A 17,161-nucleotide genomic window follows, 5' to 3' on the forward strand; every position below is an offset into this window, starting at 1 on the left:
GGGGGAATTGACGTTTTCCCCTTTTCTGCACTACAGATTGCACCACAATGCCTCCCTAAGGAACGCCGTGGGCAATCGTAAAAAGTCAGCTGTCGTCATCGCACGCGACCCAATGCGCTATCTGAAGCCGCGAGGCTCGAAGTGGCATTACATCCGCCGCGTGCCCGCGAACTTCGCCCATATCGACGGCCGGGGATTGATCCAAACCTCCTTGAAAACTTCTTCGCTGGACGTGGCGCAGCTGCGGCGCGACGCTCTTGAGCGGGCCGACGATCTGTTCTGGCAGGGCCTCAGCCACGAGCATCCGGAAGACAACACGCATACTCGATACCAAGCCGCCAAGGCGAGGGCGGTCGCGTTGGGCTTCGAGTACAAAGGTGTTGTCGATATCGCCGACAGCGCACCGATTGCTGAAGTCGTGCAGCGGCTCGCCGTTGCAGCTGCGGCGCCAGCGCGTGACCGCGAGGCCGTGCTTGGTGTCGAGGGGCAGCCAAAGCTCACTGTCCGCAAGGTCATGAAGCTCTATGTCGACGAGATCGGCCTAGAGGAAACGGTCGGAATGAGCCCGGCGCAATTGAAGTCCTGGCGGAAGGTGAAACTCGCCGCAGCCGAACGCTTCATCGAAGCGATGGGCAACAAGACGTTTCTGGATCTCACCCGCGTCGATGCGATCGAATATCACCGCTGGTGGCGAGAGAAGATTGCGGCCGGAAAGAAAGGCGCGAAGCCCCAGCTGGAATCAGAGAAGGGCGGAAAGGCTGCGACGGCTCCAAAGAAGCTTTCGGGCAACACGGCCAATCGCAGCTTTGGCAATATCCGCAAGCTGTTTCGCGAATACACTCGCTATCTCGCGCTCGACATCAAGAACCCCTTTGACGACCTTTCATTCAGCGACCCTAAGAGCCTGAAGTTGAAGGTGCTGCCTTTTTCACAGGCCTTCATGGAGAAAAGCTTCCTTGCGGCTGGAAGCCTCAAGAGCTTGAACCGTGAAGCCCGGCTGATCTTGCTGACGATGATCGAGACCGGTTGCCGGCCATCGGAGATCTGCAATCTGACGCCCGGTCAAATCCACCTCGACGCGCCTGTGCCTTACCTGCAGATAATTTACCGGGCCGACCGGAAGGTGAAGACTGAAAACAGTGTCCGGGATGTGCCGCTGGTTGGCGTCTCTCTAGAGGCAATGAAGCGTGCAAAATCCGGTTTCCCGCGATACTTCGACAAGGAAACCAATCTGTCAGCGACGCTTATGAACTATCTGAGAGACCACGAACTTTTGCCATCGCCAAACCACCGCGTTTACTCGGTTCGTCATGCCTATGAGAAGCGGATGCTGGAGGCTGGCTTCGACGATGAATTCCGCCGGCGAATTCTGGGGCACGATACCGATCGGCCCGATTACGGCGATGGCGGCGAGCTGTCGTGGCGCCGCGATCAGATGCTTAAGATCGTGCTTCCGTTTGATGCTTCGATCCTCGGCTGAAGGCGCGGGCAGCGGCCAGCCTGTCAGTCTTGCTGCGCATCGCCTCCAGCTCGCGCTCTAACCGCTCGAAAATCGGCCAGAGCTTATCGCCCCAGCTTTCCTGCTCCATAATGAGCGCGCAATTGGCCATCGCCTCGCGCAGGTCATCCTCGGTCACTTTGGGGGAGATGCGGCTGGTCACCGCTGCACCTCCTCGCGTGCAGGGCTGTTGGCGATTTCGAGCAGGACGTCGGCGTGGCATGGTTCGCCGGGCTTGCACCAGCAGGCGAGGTTTCTGCCCTTCAGGTCGCGCCGGATCTCCGCCGCTGTTGGCGGTTTGCCCATCTCAGCAATCTCGCCGCCGATCCACGCGTCAAAGCAGCGGACGGCATGCTGCCGCCATGTGCCCTCGATAGGTTTGCGGCCCATCTCTCGCCATATCGACTGCAGATCTGTGAAGTCCTGTTCGGTGACGGGATTGCCGTATTTGGACGGGCGCGCGACGATCGCGGCCGGCAGGCCGTTGGTCTCAAGGCTGTGGCGCTGGAGATTAAAACCCTTGGCTCTGGAAAGCTGAAGTCGGACGGGCTCGGCAATGCCGGAAACCGCAACCGTCAATTTTGCGTCACGATCGACGGGTTCCATTGCATTCAGGGCGTCGATCAGGGCCTGATCGGCGCCGAACGATTGCGCGAGCAGGTGTGCCCTGACGCGGGCCTGAAAGAAGCCGGCCCGGTGGATAGCCTTCTGGTATCTCTCTCGGCGGCGCCGGTTGGTGCGGGTCTGATCGGTCATCAGATGCCCCCAACGTAGGCGGCGCACCATGAAATCACGATGCAGGCGACGGCTGCCCATATGTGAGCGTTCTTGTCATTGGCCGCGATCTGGCCTCGGCCGATCTGGAACATGGAGAGGATGCCGGCGGCGAAGAACATGAGCGCGAAAAAGTAGGCAATGGCTGTGGCGATCATCGGCGCTCGCCTTTCAGGTTCTTGCGCCAGTCAAACATGCTGAGCGCACCGTTGACCGGGATGAACTCTACCGGGCGGGGGTTGGCGAGCCGAAAGCCATAGGTGCCGAAGAACCAAGGGCTTTCAGAATGGCTGACGCAGTCGACGATATCGACCACACCAACGATGCCGCCCAGCGGCAACTCCTCCAACGTCGGCAACGCAAAGCCGGCCGGAAAGGCTGGAAATGGCTGCGTTTCGCCGATGGCATGAATGGTGGCGAGGCAGTCTTCGTATTCAGTACGGCTGAGCCTGCTGGCGGCATGCAGCGCGATCGGCCCGCGAAAGCGCGTGCGCCAGGAGCTATTCTCGATGTCCTTGCCGGCGTGCAGAATGCACCATGCCCACGGCTGACGGATCGAGAGGGCGAACTGGGGGATAGCGGCATCAACCATTGGCCTTCTCCCTGATGATCTTGACTTTGCGGATGGCGCCTTCGGTGACGTTGCGACGCTCAATTGCGACCTTGCGGGCATCGGCAACGCAGGCCGCCTCAATGTCCAGCGGCGCCAGTTCCGGATCGTGGAAGTGGATGCGGAAGGGGTGCAGGGGCGCGCTCATCACATGAACCTCACGCCGGTCACAGGGAAGGCGCGGCGCTGGTCTGCGGTCGCGACGAGATAGAAGGCTTCCGGGTCGCCGGCTTCGACGTCGTCGACCGGGCGCAGCCAGAACTGAGTGAGGACAGCGCCGCCGGCTTCGTCGATGATCTCGCGAGCGTCGGCGGCGAATGCCGGCGACAGATCGTTGAAGGCTTTCACAATCGCCTCCTCGGCGTCGCCGGCAAGCGTGAAGGGGTTCACGTGTCCGCGAACGAAGGCGGCGAACGGTTCGCCCTGGTCGGTAACGAGTGCCTGCCAGTCGAGCTGGACGGCTATAGCTTCAAGCATGGCTGCACTCATTTCCTGGCATCCTCACAAGGTTGATCTTTTTGACGAAGCCGCCGGGGTTGGCGACGCGGGCTTTCTGTTCGGCCAGCATCGAGTTTCCGGCCGTGAGCACGATGGTTTTCCCGCCATGAAAGAAGACGCGGAATAGAGGAAGGGTGGGGCTCGCCTCAGACATGTGCGCCTCCGGGAAGCGGCGAGCGGACGCCCTTCGGCTTCGATTCGTGCTTGGCGCGGATCTGCTCGACCTTCGACCAGACGCGAGTAAGCTCTGCCTCTCTGGCCTCGTCGAGGTCGATCCCCTGCGCATTGCAGAGCGCAGCCAAGGTCACCTCGACGCCACCGACTTCCTGGCGAGCATCGCCGACAGGGCGGCTGAAGACATAGTCGATGAGCGCTCGCGCTTCGTCTGCCGTAGCGCCGCAGGACTGTGCCAGTTCAAGCGCTTCTTCCAGAAAGCGGAAATTACGCTCGGCTACATCGGCAGGGTCATTGCCAAAGCAGGCGTCCGACCAGTGGCGGACGCGCTTCTGATAGGGCAGCAATGTCCGCGTCGCTGGAGTGGCCGGAATGGAAAGGCCGAGCTTCCGTGCGTTGGCATGAAGCTCTTTGAGGCGGGCAAGCGACTTGTTGATCCCCTCCTGCTTGTCCGAAACCTCAAGACTGCGAAGCATGATAGCGCCCTGGCAATTGTGCCTGGCGGCCTCCAGTGCTTTTTCCCGTTCGGCGAAGAACGTGTTCTCGTACATCATCGCGCCGTCGTGGGTGACGTTGGGCCAGCCGGGCTCTTCGCAGAGCTTTTCGACGATCTCTGCGCCCTGGTAGGTGAAGACGGGGATGGAGGTTTTGAAGGTATCTTCCGATTGTACCGCTTGGCGCAGCTGTTGCGGGTCGGCCTTCATCTCCGTCTGGTAGCGATGGAGATCATCGTTAAGGGTCCGGTCGTCATGCTTGACGATTTCGCCCGTCATGCTGATGACGATGATTGCGTGGATGTAGGGTGAGCCGATGCAGATGCCTTCTTCGGTAACCTGCACGATGTGGCTGATCCGGTAGCGTTCTTTGACGTTTTTCCAGCCCATGTCAGTAGCCCCTGCCTGGATTGTCGCAGTAGCCGTCACGATCGTAGTGCTCGTGGAAGCGCCGCCATCCGTAGCGGCTGGCGTCGATGACCGGCATCAATTTGCCGTCGAAAAACTCGAGTTTGCCGGGGACTTCCTGGGGCACGCTGGGGGCGTCTGTCGGTGTAGCTGCAGCAGCTGCCTTTCGGCGCCGGACAGCATCAATGACGTCGTCGAGGTCGTCGCTCGTCATCAGGAAGTCGGCTTCGTTCTTGCCGGGCGTCCGGATGAGAACCGTGATCTTCGCGCCGGCTTTGAAGTTTGCCAGCATCTGATCCATGTGGTCGGAGACCGTCTCCTGCACGATTTGGAGTTTGGTGGTCATGTCCGCTTCTCCAGCGCCGCCCGGTGCATAGAGATGGCCGCGACGGAAAACGGACGAACGTCGGCGCCGCCGTCCTTACGCGAGCGCCAGCGATAAATGACCGTCTTGGCGGCAAGAAACTCGATGCGGCCCTCGTTGCGGTTGCGCAGCCAGCGCGGCCGGCGGACTTCCAGGAACACGGTTGCGCGCCGCTCTGTCGTGTCGAAGGCTGCAGCGATCTCGGCGGTCGAGTTGCCAGCCAGCACCATGCGGCGGATGCGGTCAACGTCTGTCGGCGTCAGGTTTGCGGGGAATGTGCTCGTGCGTTCGGGCACGGCTTTGCTGCTTGCGGACATGGCTCTATCCTCAATCGGTCAGGTTCAATTGTGAGAAGTGGGTGAGGGCGGCTATGGCCGCCCTTTTTGCTGTCGGACTATCAGCCGGCAGACATCTCGGGCGCGCCCTCGAACTTCGGCAGGCCGGTTTCGTCGGCAGCCTTGCTCAGGTCAGAGCGCACCTGGTCGGTGATGTAGCGGTCCGGGCGGTAGAGCTGGCAAATCCACGTCAACGCGCCGTCGCGCAGGCGGTAGCGCAAGCGCACCGGAATGCGGGTGGGTTCGCCCATGAAGAACGGCGAGATCTGCAGCACGAAGACGCCCGGAACGGTCAGCGGCTCGCCGCTGGCGTTCTTGTGGTCTTCCTCGAACATGATCTGGCTTTCGCCGGTCTGGAGCTTCACGGCCTGCTTGACGCGGGTCTCTGCGTTGATCTGCAGCCCGCGCGACAGCATCACGATGTCGTTGGGGAAACCAACCTTGGCGCCGAACATGCGCTCGAAATCGGTGCTCTCGTCGTGGTGCGGCGAAGACAGGTCCGCGATATGATCTTCGATGAACTCGGCGAACACCGCCTGGTTCATGCCTTTGCCGTCGATGCCAAGCCAAGCCTTCCATTCCTCGGACAGCGGGAACTGATAGTGGATGCGGTGCTTGCCGTTATCCGGCCCGTTGGCGTCGTGGTAGTCGATCACCGCCGTCAGCGCAGGTTTCTGCCAGTCTGTCTGAGCGAAGATGACGCTGTTTTCCTGCTTGTGGCGCTCGATAAGCTCGATGAAGGATTCGAGCGTCTCGACGCGGGCGGTGCCTACCTTGCGCTCCGGGCGGGTGCGCCACGGTGCCAGCATATCGTGAACGCCGATCACGCGGCCGCTGTCGGGATGCACGACCGCCGGGATAGCGGCGGGCAGCCCGTTGATCTTCTCCGGCAGGGTGATCGAGATCACCTTCATCTCCGACTGCTTGGCGAGTTTGGCGACGGCTTCGACCGCGCCTTTATCCAGTTGTTCCACGGTGTTTCCTTTCGTGGCGTTCGAGGTTGGAGAGGCTTACTGGCTCTGCCGGTTGGGCTCTTCGGAGGAGACCGCGCGCGGCGTGAACATGTCGTGCTGGCGCGGGTGCTCGGTCGAAAGGGCGCCGTCCTCGACGACCCAGAAAACGGAGTTCTTGCGCGGGCGCTTCGGTGTGACGGAGGAGAAGTCGGCGGCGATCGTCGCCATGCCGTCCTTCACGGTGAAGCTGAGTTTCAGGGTGGTGGAGCCCTTGAACGTCGCGCCCTGGCTGCCTTCCGACATGTCATAGAGCTTGTTCAGGGTTTCGCTGACCTCGCCCGACAGGGCAGGGTTAAGCTGGCCGTTTTCCAGCAGACCGATGATCTGGCTGAAATCGCGGATCTTCTTCATGAGGGTTCCTTTCGGGGTCAGGCCACGATGCGCCAGAGGGCGAAGAGGGCGACAGTGAGGAGGGTGCAGGCGATGCCGCAGACCACGCCGCGAAGGAAGTCGCTGGCCTGGTCGGCGTGCTCGATCTCGCGGCGACGCTGATCGAGGTATTCGTCAGGAAGGACCATGTGCGGGCGCGTTCCCGAGAGGCGTGGTTGCGGCTTCATGAGGTTAGGCCGCGCGGCGGGCGAGAACGCGGGTGCGGAGGCTGACATTCGAACGCTCGAAAGCCATCTCGCGCGCGGCGTCGCCATAGCGCTCGATCTGCTGGCGCGTGAAGCCTAACAGCAACAGGTCGCGCTCGGTGCAGCCTTCGCCGATCCGGCGCATCGCGTCGGACATGGAATGGATGATTTCGTCTTTGGTGGTGCCGATGTTCGGGCGCATTGGCCGCTTCCTCATGTTCGGGTGGGTGTTCAATTCCTCCTGAACGGCGCGGCGACGCTAAACCTTCTCTCCGCGCCGCCGCTCATGGAGGGCGTGAGTAAGGTTGCACAACATGCAACTTCCGTCAACGCGCAAAATTGCATAACTTGCAACACTCTTGTTGCAAGACATGCTCACAGTGCGATGGCTGTTCGAATCGAAAGGTGCGGCTAGCGCTTGGCTTTGAGATCGGTTCCCAGTGTATCGAGTACTTCTTGCACCACGGTGCTGATCAGGGAGCGGAGTTCCGTCTGCTTGGATGGCAGTCGCTCCGGGTCTTCGAACGTGGTTTCAAGTCGGGAAATGATCTCGGCTGTCATGGACCGGTGATTCTCGGTAGCGGCATCCTCGATCTTGGCCTTTAGGCCCTCGGGAATGCGCAAACGGAAGTGGAGGTCATCTCTAGCCATGGCGCACAGATGACACAAAACACATTTGACCGGTATGCCACACGCATGCCACACCTATGTCAGCGCGCAGGGCGCGGCTTTGGAGGGTGCGATGGCTGAGGTGAGAATGTCCGTGCGGTTGCCGATTGACGTAGCCGAGTTCCTCGCTCGGATGGCGAGGGAGAATTTCACGTCACGGAATGCGGAGGTGATACGGTCAATTAGGGAGAGAATGAAACGCTTGCAATCGGGGTCGGGCGATTCTGCGGAGTAGCCGTGGGCTGTCCGGTCCCTCCTAGTTCATGTTTTGCGTAGAGGGAACATTATGGATGAGGCAGGGCCTAGTGGTGGTGGTGAAGTTGCGATGGGTGGGGGCGCGGCCAGCAAGATCTTTGATGGTGATCCGATCGTTGCGGCAATCGCGGCGTTTCGCGTGGCGCTTGAGGACTTTCGCGCAAACGCACCTGATGACGATGTTGGAGCGGATGCCTATGCGGCTCGTTCCTACCGCGCGCCGATGTGCATCCTTGAGTGTTGGGAGTTGCCCGCCGTAAGCAAGGTTGGTGCGCTCGACGCGCTTCGGCTTGCGGTGGATGCGGAAGCAGACGGAGATTACCCGCTGGTTGGCCCGATGCTTCGTGCCGGCCTGGCGTACTTCGAAACGACGCAGTAGCCGTCAAGCGCGCCGCGCGGTCTCACCTGCGGCGCGCGTCCTTGATCAGCCGGCTGTGCCCGTGCGATCGTTGTCCTTGAAAAGAATGCGGAGCATGTCGATTGCTCTCTCTTTTTGCTCTTCGGTCTTGTCCCTGAAGAATTTGGCGAGCCAGTCGTCCTCAGGGTCGCGGAATAATCCGTGTACGTCGGTGCCGAATAGTGCAGCGAGCTTCTCTAGATAGTCAGCCTTAGGCAGCTTTCCGGCGAACCAGCGCGAGACCAGTCCTTTGTCGGCGCCAATCTCGCGAACGATATCAGCCTGGCTGAGGCCGCGCTTGTCGGCCCACTCGACGATGAAATGAATTCTTGTCGGCGTCTTGCCTGAGTGAATCGTCTTGATGTTGCTCATTGAACAACCATACTCTTTTGGGTTCCGCACTTCGTTACTGCATCGTGCAACCGCTTGGCTTGCCAAATGTTGCAACTTATGCAACTACTGGCGACATGAAGAACACATCCGCCATCGCCAGATTCAGAGATGATCGAGATCGCATGACGCTTGAGGAGTTTGGAAAGCTCTTCACGCCGCCCGTCGATAAGTCGACCGTATTGCGCTGGGAGCGCGGCCTGTTGAATCCCAAGCGCGCGATCGAGATTGAGCGTGTCACTGGCATTTCGCGGCGTGATCTGCTGCCCGATCTGTTCGGGATCGCGACGGAGGCGGCGGAATGAAGGTTTCCCCGCAAGTGCCCTCCCTCCTCTCCATGGGCCTTGCCACCTGGCAGGGGCGCGCCACTGGCCTGCGCGTCCCTGCCTCTGTTTTTGCGTCCGCCTATCCATGTGGGCCTCCCTGATCTGATGGGCTGAGCCTACGCGCGGGCCGACCGCGCTTCACTGAATCCTTTCCCGTTTTTCTTTCCTTGCTTTTGGTGGGGTGATTTCGTGCGCCTGATTTCCGAACAACAGATCCTTGCCCTGAAGGGCGTGACGGATGCCTGCTACCGTCTCGGCGGTGGTGTCACTTCGTTCGCGATGCTGACGCGCGTCGCGGTCTCCAGCCTCGTCAAGTATGCCACGCTCGGCGAGCGTCGGCCTGATGGTTCCTATGAGCATGGCCAGTCGATGATCCCGATCGACATCGCCGTCGAGGCGGACATGCGCGCCGGGTCGCCGATCATCCTTTCGGAAGCGGCGCACATGCTGGGCTTCGATCTCGTGCCCTCGGCAGGACGGGAAGGGGTCAAGCCTCTTACCGAACTCGATGCGCACCGCGTCCTTTCGCAGACAATGGATGTCTCCAAGGCGATCATCGATGCCGGCGCGGATGGCAAGTACGACGCGCTCGAAAAGCGGACGATCCACCGTGAGGCGCTCGAAGCGATCCGGGCTCTCGAACTGGTCGCGGCCGCGACGGCGGAGGGCTGACGATGGGCGCTCCCTTGACCATTACCCCTCTCAAGCCCGCCGAGCGGGCTTTTCTGCGTCGGCTTTCCGAAGTGGACGGCCAGTATCTGCTGGCGTCCGGTCTGCGCGAAAAGCTGGCCGGCTGCGCTCTGGCGCAGATCGGTTATGCGCGCCGGCATTCCATCTACCCGCATCGCTTCGCCATCGCGGCGGCGGGCGAATACTACCTCGACCGGTTGATGAGGGCAGACTGATGGATATGACCGCGATGCTCTCACCCGAACAGAAAGACATCCTTCGCGCGGTTGCCGCGGGCGAATACCGCGCGCCCGATGGCGGCGGCAAGCGCCGTATCCAGCGGCTGCATCAGCACGGACTCGTGCGGCGGCATGACACGGACATGATGCTGTGCTTTCCGACCGATGCCGGCATGACGTTGGCACGCGATCTCGGCTTGCTGGAGGCTGCGCCAGCCCAAACCGCCCCGCCGGCGGCAACGCTTGCTGTCGAGTTCGGCCTGGTCGAAACGCCGAAGCCGGCGAAGGTGCCGGAGATCGTCACAATGCTGGAGACGGCGGCGCGGCTCTTCGACGAAGGCGATATCCAGCGCGCACGCGTGATTGCCGACGGCGCCTATGATCTCTCGCAGGCCGAAGCGCGGTTCGCCGCGAAGTATGCCGCGACGCGCGAGCTGGTGCCGAAGTTCCGGCAGCTGCAGGGCGACGCTCTGCTGATGGAGACGCGCTGCAAAATCCAGCTCGCCAAGGCTTACGACGCCGCGCAAGAGGCCGGCCAGGCGGCGAAAAAGGGGCGTCCGAAAAATGTCGCAACTGACGACATTTTCAAACAGGCGGAAGCGGGCCTAACCCGGCAGGAGATTCACGACGCGCGCAAGCTGGCGGCGGCGGAAGAAAAGATGCCGGGTATCGCCGAGCGTGCCATCGCTGCGCGTGTTGCCGCCGGTCTCGCGCCGACGCGGTCGAACCTGAAAGCCGCGATCGGCACGAAAACGGCGACCAAGGAAGATCGCGGCAACAATCTTTACGAGACTGCAGAGCAGGCAACGCGCGCCATACTTGCGCTGGAAGACTTCACGCCGACCGTAAACGAACCGTTCTGCGGACGCGGCGCGATCTGCCGCATTCTGGAGGCGGCGGGCTATGAGGTCGTGCTTTCCGATCTCGTCGACTATGGCACGGCGACAAAAGACGGTGAGGTGCAGGAGGTCGTCGACTTCCTCGAAACCACGGGGCCGGCCTTCGATATCGTCTCGAACCCACCCTATGGCGACCAGATGAACGCCTGCATCGCGCACGCGCTGCGCGTTCACCGGCCGGCGAAGATGGCCCTTCTGCTCAATCTCAATGTGCTGGCCGGGTTCGAGGATAGTGACCGGAATTTCTTCATGGAGGAATGCCCGCCGGCTCGGATCTACGTGATGAAGCGCCGCGTGCCGATGATGCACCGCGATGGCTGGGAGGGAAACAAGGCATCGAGCCAGATGAACACCATGTGGTGTGTCTGGGAGCTGCAGGAAGACGGCACCTATGGAGCAGAGACCGTCATCAGGCGAGTCGATTGGGCGGACTATCAGCCGGCCGGCGAGTCGGAAGGCGAGGCGATATGAGCGCGCCCTGGCAACGGAAAGAGGTGATCGGCGACTGCACGCTGTATCTCGGCGATTGCATGGAAGTAATGCCGCTCGTCGGCAAAGTCGATGCGGTCGTAAGTGACCCTCCATACGGCATCGCGTTCGCTCACGGCTCTGGTGGTGACGGTATCGGGGGGGGGCGCTACGTGTCAAAATTTAACGGCGTTGCCATCCACGGCGACGATAAGCCCTTTGACCCTCGGCCGTTCATCGACTTCGCTCCGGTGTCCGTTCTTTTCGGTGCGAACCACTTTGCCGACAAGCTCCCGGCCTCTTCCAAATGGCTGATCTGGGACAAGCGGCGCGGCTTCACCAGGAACGACTTCGCCGATTGCGAGATCGCTTGGACGAACATGAAGGGAGTGGCGCGGCTCATCAGCCATTATTGGAACGGGATGATGAGGGATTCCGAAAAGGGAATTCCGCGCGTGCACCCCACTCAAAAGCCGATCCAAGTAATGGAATGGGTTCTCGCCGAGGCGACATCGGTCGGGCAGTCCGTGTTTGACCCATTTATGGGCTCCGGTACGACCGGAGTTGCATGCGTCAAAACCGGTAGATCGTTCATCGGCATCGAGATCGATGAGGGGTACTTCAGCATCGCTTGCGATCGCATTCGTAAGGCCTATGCGCAGCCGGATATGTTCGTTGCGCCTGCTCCAGCTCTGAAGGCAGAGCAGCCGGGCTTTTCGTTCGGGGAGGATAGCTAGCGATGGCTGATTCTCCGGAAAGAGCGCGCGAAAAGGCGCAACTGGCAAGGTTCCGCGATATCGCCGACCGTCTGACGGGCGACGATTGGGAGCTGGACGTCAACGGCGCCGTGACGCGGATCATCGCGAAGCGCTCGACAGGCGAATCTGTCGGGCTCTGCGCTATGCATCACGACGCGCTGACGCCTGAGCTTGAGCTGCTGTCGAGTAGCTTGGATCTTCTAAGGCTGTTCCTGACCTTGCAGGATCGCGCGGCGCAGGCGGTGATCGATCTTCGCGGGCGGCTGGAGGGCCAAACGCGGGCGAACCGGCCGCTGAGCCAGGTCGCGGCGATCCTCTGCGGCAAGGCGACGTTTCAGCGGTTTCTAGAGGAGCGCGGTGCGGGCGGGCAGGTTCGCTCGACGGCTGAAGCCGATACCCGCCTTAAGTTCCTGCTTAACATCCAGTCGAAAAAGCAGCTCGACGACGACGCGTCGTGTGCGGCGCGGTTCCGGAAGATGCGCGGCGATTATGACCTGTACATGCGTGCGAGGTCGTCATGAGCGCGCGCACATTCCCCATCGAGCGGATCGGAGCCACCGACAGCGGCAACGCTGCGCACGGCTATCGCATCCGCTGCACCTGTGGCGCCGTTTGTTTCTACCCGCTCAAGCGTGGCGTGAAGCGCCGGACGCCTGAATCCATACCGCAACATTTCCGCAGCTTTGGCTGGCAGGTCGGCACGACGGGCCGGAAGGACCGTTGCCCGGAATGCCTGAAGCGTGCGGCGCCAACCCCAGAGGAGACCGAGACGATGACGACGCCCCAGAAAGGGCCGGCGGTGAACGTGGTGCCGCTCAAGGCAGAACCGCCGCCGGAGATGAGCCGCGCCGACCGACAGATCGTGTTTGCCAAGATCTCGGACCACTATGCCGGCGAGGCCTATTGCGCGGGCTGGACCGACAAGCGTGTGGCCGACGATCTCAACGTGCCGCTCGCATGGGTGCGCGAGATCCGCGACCAGTTCTTCGGCGCGGAAGGCTCCAACCCGCTGCTCGACGACTTTCTGAAAGCCAAGGCGGCATTCGACCGCGAGTATCAGGGGTTGGTCGAGTTGCGGAAGCGGCTCGTAGAGGAGGGGGCGGCGTTGCGGCGCCGGTTCGACGATCTCGACGCCAAGGCGCGCGACCTGGCGGCGCTTGCGAAGCGGGTGGAAAAGGAGATCGGCCGATGAAATCGATCATCCTCGCGAAGCTCATCAACCGCGCGCTTGAGACGCGCCTGAGGCGCGAGCCGGATTTCATCATCGGCGGCGCCGAGCGGCCCTACATGCTTCGGTGGTTCCTCATCCCGCGCAACCGCTTTTTCAACGTCTATCACCATCACATCAAGCGTTCCGATGACGATCGGGCGCTGCACGATCATCCGTGGTGGTCGCTGTCGATTGTGCTCGACGGCTCCATGCTGGAGGTTCTGCCCGGCGATATCAGGCGGCAGCTGCGCCAAGGCGATGTTGTCCTGCGCAAAGCCTCCAGCGCCCATCGGCTGGAGATCCGAGACCACTGGTACTGCAAGACGTTGTTCATCACCGGCCCGCGCATTCGCGAGTGGGGCTTCCATTGCCCGAAAGGCTGGAAGCACTGGAAGGACTTCGTGGCGAAGGGTGACGCTGGCGCGGTCGGGCCGGGGTGCGACGATGAATGAGCTTCGCCCTGAAATCGCCCGGCTCGCGAATGCGACCGATGACGCGGAGCGTGCGAGCGCCTTGCTCGAATGCCCGCTTTCCATGCTCATGACCTGTGAATCGACGATCCGCAATCGCCTGATGCACTCCGGTTTCCGCGAGGGCCTGGCCTATCTCGACGCGGAGATGGCGCAGCTTCGCAGTCCGCGGTCGATCGATGACGCCGGATTCCAGCACATGGCCGTAATCGTCGCGCGCGGACGCATGCACCGCATCGTTTGCGGTTTGCCGGCAGACGGGCAGGAGGGCCAGCCGTGAAGGTTCTCGTTGGTTGCGAAACTTCCGGCGTTGTCCGCCGCGCCTTTGCCGCCATGGGCCACGATGTGTGGTCCTGTGACCTATTGCCGGCAGACGACGGCAGCAATCGCCACATCATGTGCGACATTCGAGACCTGCTTGGTGACGGCTGGGATTTGCTCGCCGTGATGCACCCGCCGTGCACGCGTCTCTGCAATTCCGGCGTTCGCTGGCTCAAGGCGCCCCCGAAGGGGCGGACGCTTGCGGAAATGTGGGCGGACCTCGACGCCGGCGCCGCGTTGTTCTCTGACTGCTGGAATGCGCCCATTGAGCGTGTCGCGGTCGAAAACCCGGTGATGCACAAGTATGCGAAAGAACGGATCCGCGACTATCAGGCGCCGGCACAGACCGTGCAGCCGTGGTGGTTCGGCGATCCCGCCTTCAAGGCTACGTCGCTCTATCTTCGCGGACTTCCGAAGCTTGCGGCGACAGATCGCCTGTCGCCGCCGGCCACGGGCTCAGATGAGCATAAGCGATGGTCGCACGTTCATCGGGCGCCACCCGGTCCCGACCGTTGGAAATTCAGATCAGCCACCTATCCCGGCCTCGCACGTGCGATGGCGGCACAGTGGGGCGGCCATGCAATGCAGGAGGCGGCAGAGTGAGCCAGGAGGCAACCATCCGCCGTGGCGTGCGCAATGCGCGATACGCGGCAATTCCGAACCATGTCTTTGAAGACGCGAGGCTTTCGATGGAGGCTCGGTGGCTGCTCGGCTACCTGCTCTCCAAGCCGGACAACTGGACTGTCGTCATTGGCGACATCATCAAAAAGGGGAGCTGCGGGCGTGACAAGGCGCGCAAGATGATCGCCGAACTGGTCGAGTTTGGCTACGCCGAGCGCGAGCAGCAGCGGGACGACGGCAAGTTCGGATCGTCGATGCTGGTCATCTTCGATGAGCCGCGCGACATGCCGGAAAACATGGCATCCGGCGGAAGTGTTGCATTTCTACCGCAGACTGAAATGCCGGCGCCGGCATTGCCGTCGCCGGTTTTGCCGGCGCCGGTAAAACCGGCACATAGTAATAACTTAGATTCAGAAAATACTGATTGTAAGAATCTGAGAGAGGGCGTGCGCGAGGCGGAAGGGCAGGAAAGCCAGTCCGAAAGCTCAGCTGCAATCGACAAGGCCTTCTGGGCTCTTGCCAAGGATTGGCCGGGCTTTGCTGGCATGCCGAAAGAGCCTGCCCGCCGCGCCTGGTATTCGCTCACCGCCGACGAACGGCGCGAAGCCGCTGACCGTTTCCCGCGTTGGCTGGATCTCCTCAAGGCGCAGAAGAAATCCCACGTGCCGGCGCCGTCGACCTACTTCGGCGAAAAGCTTTGGTTGGCCGTGCCTTCGGCGGAAGAGGCGTCGAAGCCCGCGAACGTGCCTGCGCCGCCTTACGGCAAGCTCTGGAACTCCACCCGTATCGCAGATTTGCTCTTGCCGCCGACCGGCGTTGTCGCCGGCCCGACCGGCTTCGAGCAGCGCCAGATCAACGACGGCAAAACCACGTTGTCCGATGTCATGGCCGAAAAGCGGATGCGCAGCGGGTGGCCGACAGTGAACCTGATGCACGAACGGGCGAGGGACCGGCAGGGCTGGCTATGCCCGCGCGTGCTCGACGAGGCGGCGCACGGCTTCGAGCAGGTGCACCGCGATTCCGACCGCATGGAGGCATGGAGGCGCGAGCACAAGCGTCGTGGATGGCCATTCTTCGACGGGCGATTGCCTGACTGGATCTACTTCCCGGCGATCGACGCCGGCGAGGATCTCGACCGCGCTGTAGCCGAAGCGGTCGACCGATACCGTGAACAGATTTCCGATTATCTCGCAGCAAGGAGCAAGGGCGATGATCATGCAGCGTAACGTGTCCGAAGGTGCTCCGATTGCTGTCTACAGAGGCGAGCGGTTCGAAGATCGCATGCGCCGAATCACAGACGGACTGCTCGACGAGGGCGCGTTGGTGACCATGAATTGCCGAATCAACGGCGGCAAAACGCCGTGGTTCGCGCTTCGAGTCTGGACGGGTCGTGAAAAGTCGGTGGAAAATGCGTTGGATGCAATGGGCGTTCGGTCGCTTGTTCCCATGCGAAAAGGGCCGGATCTCCGCCGTCGTCATCGTGTTGTTGAGGGCACAATGATGCCCGTTATCCATGGATACGTGCTGGTTCAAATGTTACCGCAGGCAGAATATCTCGCGGGTCTGCAGGGCATCGAGCATGCCATTGACGTGCTCGGTGGGTGCGAGCGGCCGATGCGCATCAGCGACAAGGAAGTATCTCGATTCAACGCGATGGCGCTTGGAGGAACGTACGATTGGGAGCGTCCTGTTGACTTGGTCGTAAGGGCTGGCGAGCCGGTATGGATAACGGCTGGCCCGTTCAACAATCAGCAAGCCATCGTGGTCACGCCGAACAGGAAAGGACGGGGCGACGTCGTCGTGGCTATCCGCTTCATGGGCGGCGAAGTGCCGGTGACGGTGCCTCTTGCATTGCTTCGGAAGTTGTGAGAGTCATTCGGTCACTGGACTAGCTGATGATCCTGAAGTGAGCCTCTGAAAACGCCTAAACAGCGGGGAGCAATCCCGAGGTCGGTACGCCGGTCAGCCCCAGCCTTGACAGTCTCCCGACGAGACATCGATTCAGGGCAAGTGCTACAGCTATGAGAAGATGACAGGCGGCCGAAAGGTCGCCTTTTGTGTTCTAAGAGTATGACGGCTGAGCTGAGACTGGACGCATCGGAAGTATTGGCGCTCTCCCGCGCCATTCGTCGACTGCCCGAACAGATCAAGGTCAAGGCCATGGCGCGCGCAATGACGCGCATGCGGGCGATGGCGAGAACCCGAATTGTAAATCGCAGTTCTGAGCATACGGCCTTGCCGCGCAACATGGTCAACAAGTTGACGCGGGCCTATTACAACGCTGGTGGCAACTCGATCGAGGTTGTTCTCAATTCTGGATGGATACCGCTCTATCGGCTTGGCGCAAGGCAAACGCGCAAGGGCGTTTCCGTGCGTGGTCGCGGATCTTACGAGCAAGCTTTTCTGGCTGGCTTCAAGAGCGGCCACCGAGGCGTCATGCGAAGGGTCGGTGACAAGAGGTTGCCGATCCGTGAGTTGTTCGGCGCCAACCCTGCACATGCGGTCACCAACAACCCGGACGTCTACCTCGAAGTGATGGCCGAGCTGATGGCCGAGCACCTCGCTCCTCGCTTTCTTCATGAGGTCGGTCGCCTCCTCCCTCGGTGACCCTGCCACCCCCACCCCCCTTTGGGTCCTTCCCGGCCACCCCCGCCAAGCGGGCCGGGGCGACCCCGAAGTTTCGCTAGTGACGGCGGCCAAAAAGCTGACCTGACAACCCTGACAAA

The 17,161-nt window shown here is 61.5% G+C and carries 31 protein-coding genes and 1 pseudogene; 15 read left to right on the forward strand and 17 right to left on the reverse strand.

Going from position 1 to position 17,161, the window contains the following annotated elements; genetic code table 11:
• Positions 1-7 precede the first annotated feature (7 nt).
• The gene (locus tag AC07UR_RS30000; protein WP_494700349.1) at positions 8-1,480 is read left to right on the forward strand and encodes a DUF6538 domain-containing protein; all 1,473 of its coding nucleotides are present in this window, start codon (positions 8-10) and stop codon (positions 1,478-1,480) included.
• On the opposite strand, the gene AC07UR_RS30005 is transcribed toward AC07UR_RS30000, so the two are convergent.
• The 16 genes and pseudogenes from AC07UR_RS30005 to AC07UR_RS30080 form a co-directional block, all read right to left on the reverse strand.
• Positions 1,440-1,661, reverse strand: a complete 222-nt coding sequence (locus AC07UR_RS30005; protein WP_494700348.1) for a hypothetical protein — start codon at positions 1,659-1,661, stop codon at positions 1,440-1,442. The two genes, AC07UR_RS30000 and AC07UR_RS30005, sit on opposite strands and share 41 nt — an antisense overlap.
• Positions 1,658-2,254 (reverse strand): DUF4326 domain-containing protein, encoded by a 597-nt coding sequence (locus tag AC07UR_RS30010; RefSeq protein ID WP_494700347.1) that lies wholly within the window; start codon positions 2,252-2,254, stop codon positions 1,658-1,660. The genes AC07UR_RS30005 and AC07UR_RS30010 overlap by 4 nt, the downstream gene beginning before the upstream one ends.
• Positions 2,254-2,430: a hypothetical protein gene (locus AC07UR_RS30015; RefSeq protein WP_494700346.1), complete on the reverse strand. Its 177-nt coding sequence runs from the start codon at positions 2,428-2,430 to the stop codon at positions 2,254-2,256. Before AC07UR_RS30015 ends, AC07UR_RS30010 begins: the two co-directional genes overlap by 1 nt.
• Positions 2,427-2,864: an ASCH domain-containing protein gene (locus AC07UR_RS30020; RefSeq protein WP_494700345.1), complete on the reverse strand. Its 438-nt coding sequence runs from the start codon at positions 2,862-2,864 to the stop codon at positions 2,427-2,429. Before AC07UR_RS30020 ends, AC07UR_RS30015 begins: the two co-directional genes overlap by 4 nt.
• Positions 2,857-3,030 carry a hypothetical protein gene (locus AC07UR_RS30025; RefSeq protein WP_494700344.1) on the reverse strand — a complete coding sequence of 58 codons (174 nt, stop codon included), beginning with the start codon at positions 3,028-3,030 and terminating at the stop codon, positions 2,857-2,859. Before AC07UR_RS30025 ends, AC07UR_RS30020 begins: the two co-directional genes overlap by 8 nt.
• Complete coding sequence (locus AC07UR_RS30030) at positions 3,030-3,359, reverse strand: hypothetical protein (protein WP_494700343.1); 330 nt, start codon at positions 3,357-3,359, stop codon at positions 3,030-3,032. The genes AC07UR_RS30025 and AC07UR_RS30030 overlap by 1 nt, the downstream gene beginning before the upstream one ends.
• A complete protein-coding gene (locus AC07UR_RS30035) occupies positions 3,352-3,534 on the reverse strand; it encodes a hypothetical protein (RefSeq protein WP_494700342.1) in 183 nt (60 codons plus the stop codon). Before AC07UR_RS30035 ends, AC07UR_RS30030 begins: the two co-directional genes overlap by 8 nt.
• Positions 3,527-4,438: a nucleoside triphosphate pyrophosphohydrolase family protein gene (locus tag AC07UR_RS30040; RefSeq protein WP_494700341.1), complete on the reverse strand. Its 912-nt coding sequence runs from the start codon at positions 4,436-4,438 to the stop codon at positions 3,527-3,529. Before AC07UR_RS30040 ends, AC07UR_RS30035 begins: the two co-directional genes overlap by 8 nt.
• A 1-nt stretch (position 4,439) precedes the next feature.
• Positions 4,440-4,802 (reverse strand): hypothetical protein, encoded by a 363-nt coding sequence (locus tag AC07UR_RS30045; protein ID WP_494700340.1) that lies wholly within the window; start codon positions 4,800-4,802, stop codon positions 4,440-4,442.
• The gene (locus tag AC07UR_RS30050) at positions 4,799-5,137 is read right to left on the reverse strand and encodes a hypothetical protein (protein WP_494700339.1); all 339 of its coding nucleotides are present in this window, start codon (positions 5,135-5,137) and stop codon (positions 4,799-4,801) included. The genes AC07UR_RS30045 and AC07UR_RS30050 overlap by 4 nt, the downstream gene beginning before the upstream one ends.
• An 80-nt stretch (positions 5,138-5,217) precedes the next feature.
• Positions 5,218-6,129, reverse strand: coding sequence for a DUF2303 family protein (locus AC07UR_RS30055; protein WP_494700338.1), 912 nt, complete (start codon positions 6,127-6,129; stop codon positions 5,218-5,220).
• Between the two features lie 36 nt (positions 6,130-6,165).
• The gene (locus AC07UR_RS30060; protein ID WP_494700337.1) at positions 6,166-6,519 is read right to left on the reverse strand and encodes a YfdP family phage-associated protein; all 354 of its coding nucleotides are present in this window, start codon (positions 6,517-6,519) and stop codon (positions 6,166-6,168) included.
• A gap of 17 nt (positions 6,520-6,536) precedes the next feature.
• On the reverse strand, positions 6,537-6,686 hold the full coding sequence (locus AC07UR_RS30065) for a hypothetical protein (RefSeq protein ID WP_494700336.1): 150 nt from the start codon (positions 6,684-6,686) through the stop codon (positions 6,537-6,539).
• Between the two features lie 43 nt (positions 6,687-6,729).
• On the reverse strand, positions 6,730-6,945 hold the full coding sequence (locus AC07UR_RS30070; protein WP_494700335.1) for a hypothetical protein: 216 nt from the start codon (positions 6,943-6,945) through the stop codon (positions 6,730-6,732).
• 209 nt (positions 6,946-7,154) lie between these two features.
• Positions 7,155-7,304: a hypothetical protein gene (locus AC07UR_RS30075; RefSeq protein ID WP_494700351.1), complete on the reverse strand. Its 150-nt coding sequence runs from the start codon at positions 7,302-7,304 to the stop codon at positions 7,155-7,157.
• Positions 7,305-7,307: 3 nt separating this feature from the next.
• Positions 7,308-7,394 (reverse strand): annotated as a pseudogene (locus AC07UR_RS30080) (Arc family DNA-binding protein); the annotation flags it as partial.
• A 304-nt stretch (positions 7,395-7,698) separates the two neighbouring features.
• On the opposite strand from AC07UR_RS30080, the gene AC07UR_RS30085 reads away from it, so the two are divergent.
• Positions 7,699-8,046, forward strand: coding sequence for a hypothetical protein (locus AC07UR_RS30085; protein ID WP_494700334.1), 348 nt, complete (start codon positions 7,699-7,701; stop codon positions 8,044-8,046).
• A 45-nt stretch (positions 8,047-8,091) separates the two neighbouring features.
• Here AC07UR_RS30085 and AC07UR_RS30090 read toward each other — a convergent pair whose 3' ends face one another.
• Positions 8,092-8,436 carry a helix-turn-helix domain-containing protein gene (locus AC07UR_RS30090; RefSeq protein WP_494700333.1) on the reverse strand — a complete coding sequence of 115 codons (345 nt, stop codon included), beginning with the start codon at positions 8,434-8,436 and terminating at the stop codon, positions 8,092-8,094.
• Here AC07UR_RS30090 and AC07UR_RS30095 point away from each other — a divergent pair.
• From AC07UR_RS30095 to AC07UR_RS30155, 13 genes are all read left to right on the forward strand, one after another.
• Positions 8,436-8,759: a helix-turn-helix domain-containing protein gene (locus AC07UR_RS30095; RefSeq protein ID WP_494700332.1), complete on the forward strand. Its 324-nt coding sequence runs from the start codon at positions 8,436-8,438 to the stop codon at positions 8,757-8,759. The two genes, AC07UR_RS30090 and AC07UR_RS30095, sit on opposite strands and share 1 nt — an antisense overlap.
• A gap of 210 nt (positions 8,760-8,969) precedes the next feature.
• Complete coding sequence (locus AC07UR_RS30100) at positions 8,970-9,452, forward strand: phage regulatory CII family protein (protein WP_084814447.1); 483 nt, start codon at positions 8,970-8,972, stop codon at positions 9,450-9,452.
• Between the two features lie 2 nt (positions 9,453-9,454).
• Positions 9,455-9,685, forward strand: a complete 231-nt coding sequence (locus AC07UR_RS30105) for a hypothetical protein (protein WP_494700331.1) — start codon at positions 9,455-9,457, stop codon at positions 9,683-9,685.
• Positions 9,685-11,058 carry an SAM-dependent methyltransferase gene (locus tag AC07UR_RS30110; RefSeq protein WP_494700330.1) on the forward strand — a complete coding sequence of 458 codons (1,374 nt, stop codon included), beginning with the start codon at positions 9,685-9,687 and terminating at the stop codon, positions 11,056-11,058. The genes AC07UR_RS30105 and AC07UR_RS30110 overlap by 1 nt, the downstream gene beginning before the upstream one ends.
• Positions 11,055-11,792: a DNA-methyltransferase gene (locus AC07UR_RS30115; RefSeq protein ID WP_494700329.1), complete on the forward strand. Its 738-nt coding sequence runs from the start codon at positions 11,055-11,057 to the stop codon at positions 11,790-11,792. Before AC07UR_RS30110 ends, AC07UR_RS30115 begins: the two co-directional genes overlap by 4 nt.
• 2 nt (positions 11,793-11,794) lie before the next feature.
• Entirely contained in the window at positions 11,795-12,334 is a 540-nt protein-coding gene (locus tag AC07UR_RS30120; protein WP_494700328.1) for a hypothetical protein, read from the forward strand.
• Positions 12,331-13,005: a hypothetical protein gene (locus AC07UR_RS30125; protein ID WP_494700327.1), complete on the forward strand. Its 675-nt coding sequence runs from the start codon at positions 12,331-12,333 to the stop codon at positions 13,003-13,005. The genes AC07UR_RS30120 and AC07UR_RS30125 overlap by 4 nt, the downstream gene beginning before the upstream one ends.
• On the forward strand, positions 13,002-13,475 hold the full coding sequence (locus tag AC07UR_RS30130) for a hypothetical protein (protein WP_494700326.1): 474 nt from the start codon (positions 13,002-13,004) through the stop codon (positions 13,473-13,475). The genes AC07UR_RS30125 and AC07UR_RS30130 overlap by 4 nt, the downstream gene beginning before the upstream one ends.
• Positions 13,468-13,773: a hypothetical protein gene (locus tag AC07UR_RS30135; protein ID WP_494700325.1), complete on the forward strand. Its 306-nt coding sequence runs from the start codon at positions 13,468-13,470 to the stop codon at positions 13,771-13,773. Before AC07UR_RS30130 ends, AC07UR_RS30135 begins: the two co-directional genes overlap by 8 nt.
• The gene (locus AC07UR_RS30140; RefSeq protein WP_494700324.1) at positions 13,770-14,417 is read left to right on the forward strand and encodes a hypothetical protein; all 648 of its coding nucleotides are present in this window, start codon (positions 13,770-13,772) and stop codon (positions 14,415-14,417) included. Before AC07UR_RS30135 ends, AC07UR_RS30140 begins: the two co-directional genes overlap by 4 nt.
• On the forward strand, positions 14,414-15,661 hold the full coding sequence (locus AC07UR_RS30145) for a helix-turn-helix domain-containing protein (RefSeq protein ID WP_494700323.1): 1,248 nt from the start codon (positions 14,414-14,416) through the stop codon (positions 15,659-15,661). Before AC07UR_RS30140 ends, AC07UR_RS30145 begins: the two co-directional genes overlap by 4 nt.
• The gene (locus AC07UR_RS30150; RefSeq protein ID WP_494700322.1) at positions 15,645-16,304 is read left to right on the forward strand and encodes a transcription termination/antitermination NusG family protein; all 660 of its coding nucleotides are present in this window, start codon (positions 15,645-15,647) and stop codon (positions 16,302-16,304) included. The genes AC07UR_RS30145 and AC07UR_RS30150 overlap by 17 nt, the downstream gene beginning before the upstream one ends.
• Positions 16,305-16,607: 303 nt before the next feature.
• Positions 16,608-17,042, forward strand: a complete 435-nt coding sequence (locus AC07UR_RS30155) for a hypothetical protein (protein WP_494701963.1) — start codon at positions 16,608-16,610, stop codon at positions 17,040-17,042.
• The last annotated feature ends 119 nt before the right edge of the window (positions 17,043-17,161 follow it).

The sequence above is a fragment of the Ensifer sp. GW821-FHT05G01 genome (assembly GCF_059419585.1).

Bases quoted from the DNA above. Each gene is read 5' to 3' on its own strand.
- AC07UR_RS30010 (WP_494700347.1), bottom strand. From the start codon at position 2,254: ATGACCGATCAGACCCGCACCAACCGGCGCCGCCGAGAGAGATACCAG.
- AC07UR_RS30015 (WP_494700346.1), bottom strand. From the start codon at position 2,430: ATGATCGCCACAGCCATTGCCTACTTTTTCGCGCTCATGTTCTTCGCC.
- AC07UR_RS30020 (WP_494700345.1), bottom strand. From the start codon at position 2,864: ATGGTTGATGCCGCTATCCCCCAGTTCGCCCTCTCGATCCGTCAGCCG.
- AC07UR_RS30025 (WP_494700344.1), bottom strand. From the start codon at position 3,030: ATGAGCGCGCCCCTGCACCCCTTCCGCATCCACTTCCACGATCCGGAA.
- AC07UR_RS30030 (WP_494700343.1), bottom strand. From the start codon at position 3,359: ATGCTTGAAGCTATAGCCGTCCAGCTCGACTGGCAGGCACTCGTTACC.
- AC07UR_RS30035 (WP_494700342.1), bottom strand. From the start codon at position 3,534: ATGTCTGAGGCGAGCCCCACCCTTCCTCTATTCCGCGTCTTCTTTCAT.
- AC07UR_RS30040 (WP_494700341.1), bottom strand. From the start codon at position 4,438: ATGGGCTGGAAAAACGTCAAAGAACGCTACCGGATCAGCCACATCGTG.
- AC07UR_RS30045 (WP_494700340.1), bottom strand. From the start codon at position 4,802: ATGACCACCAAACTCCAAATCGTGCAGGAGACGGTCTCCGACCACATG.
- AC07UR_RS30050 (WP_494700339.1), bottom strand. From the start codon at position 5,137: ATGTCCGCAAGCAGCAAAGCCGTGCCCGAACGCACGAGCACATTCCCC.
- AC07UR_RS30060 (WP_494700337.1), bottom strand. From the start codon at position 6,519: ATGAAGAAGATCCGCGATTTCAGCCAGATCATCGGTCTGCTGGAAAAC.
- AC07UR_RS30065 (WP_494700336.1), bottom strand. From the start codon at position 6,686: ATGGTCCTTCCTGACGAATACCTCGATCAGCGTCGCCGCGAGATCGAG.
- AC07UR_RS30070 (WP_494700335.1), bottom strand. From the start codon at position 6,945: ATGCGCCCGAACATCGGCACCACCAAAGACGAAATCATCCATTCCATG.
- AC07UR_RS30075 (WP_494700351.1), bottom strand. From the start codon at position 7,304: ATGACAGCCGAGATCATTTCCCGACTTGAAACCACGTTCGAAGACCCG.
- AC07UR_RS30085 (WP_494700334.1), top strand. From the start codon at position 7,699: ATGGATGAGGCAGGGCCTAGTGGTGGTGGTGAAGTTGCGATGGGTGGG.
- AC07UR_RS30090 (WP_494700333.1), bottom strand. From the start codon at position 8,436: ATGAGCAACATCAAGACGATTCACTCAGGCAAGACGCCGACAAGAATT.
- AC07UR_RS30105 (WP_494700331.1), top strand. From the start codon at position 9,455: ATGGGCGCTCCCTTGACCATTACCCCTCTCAAGCCCGCCGAGCGGGCT.
- AC07UR_RS30110 (WP_494700330.1), top strand. From the start codon at position 9,685: ATGGATATGACCGCGATGCTCTCACCCGAACAGAAAGACATCCTTCGC.
- AC07UR_RS30115 (WP_494700329.1), top strand. From the start codon at position 11,055: ATGAGCGCGCCCTGGCAACGGAAAGAGGTGATCGGCGACTGCACGCTG.
- AC07UR_RS30120 (WP_494700328.1), top strand. From the start codon at position 11,795: ATGGCTGATTCTCCGGAAAGAGCGCGCGAAAAGGCGCAACTGGCAAGG.
- AC07UR_RS30125 (WP_494700327.1), top strand. From the start codon at position 12,331: ATGAGCGCGCGCACATTCCCCATCGAGCGGATCGGAGCCACCGACAGC.
- AC07UR_RS30130 (WP_494700326.1), top strand. From the start codon at position 13,002: ATGAAATCGATCATCCTCGCGAAGCTCATCAACCGCGCGCTTGAGACG.
- AC07UR_RS30135 (WP_494700325.1), top strand. From the start codon at position 13,468: ATGAATGAGCTTCGCCCTGAAATCGCCCGGCTCGCGAATGCGACCGAT.
- AC07UR_RS30150 (WP_494700322.1), top strand. From the start codon at position 15,645: ATGATCATGCAGCGTAACGTGTCCGAAGGTGCTCCGATTGCTGTCTAC.
- AC07UR_RS30155 (WP_494701963.1), top strand. From the start codon at position 16,608: ATGACGCGCATGCGGGCGATGGCGAGAACCCGAATTGTAAATCGCAGT.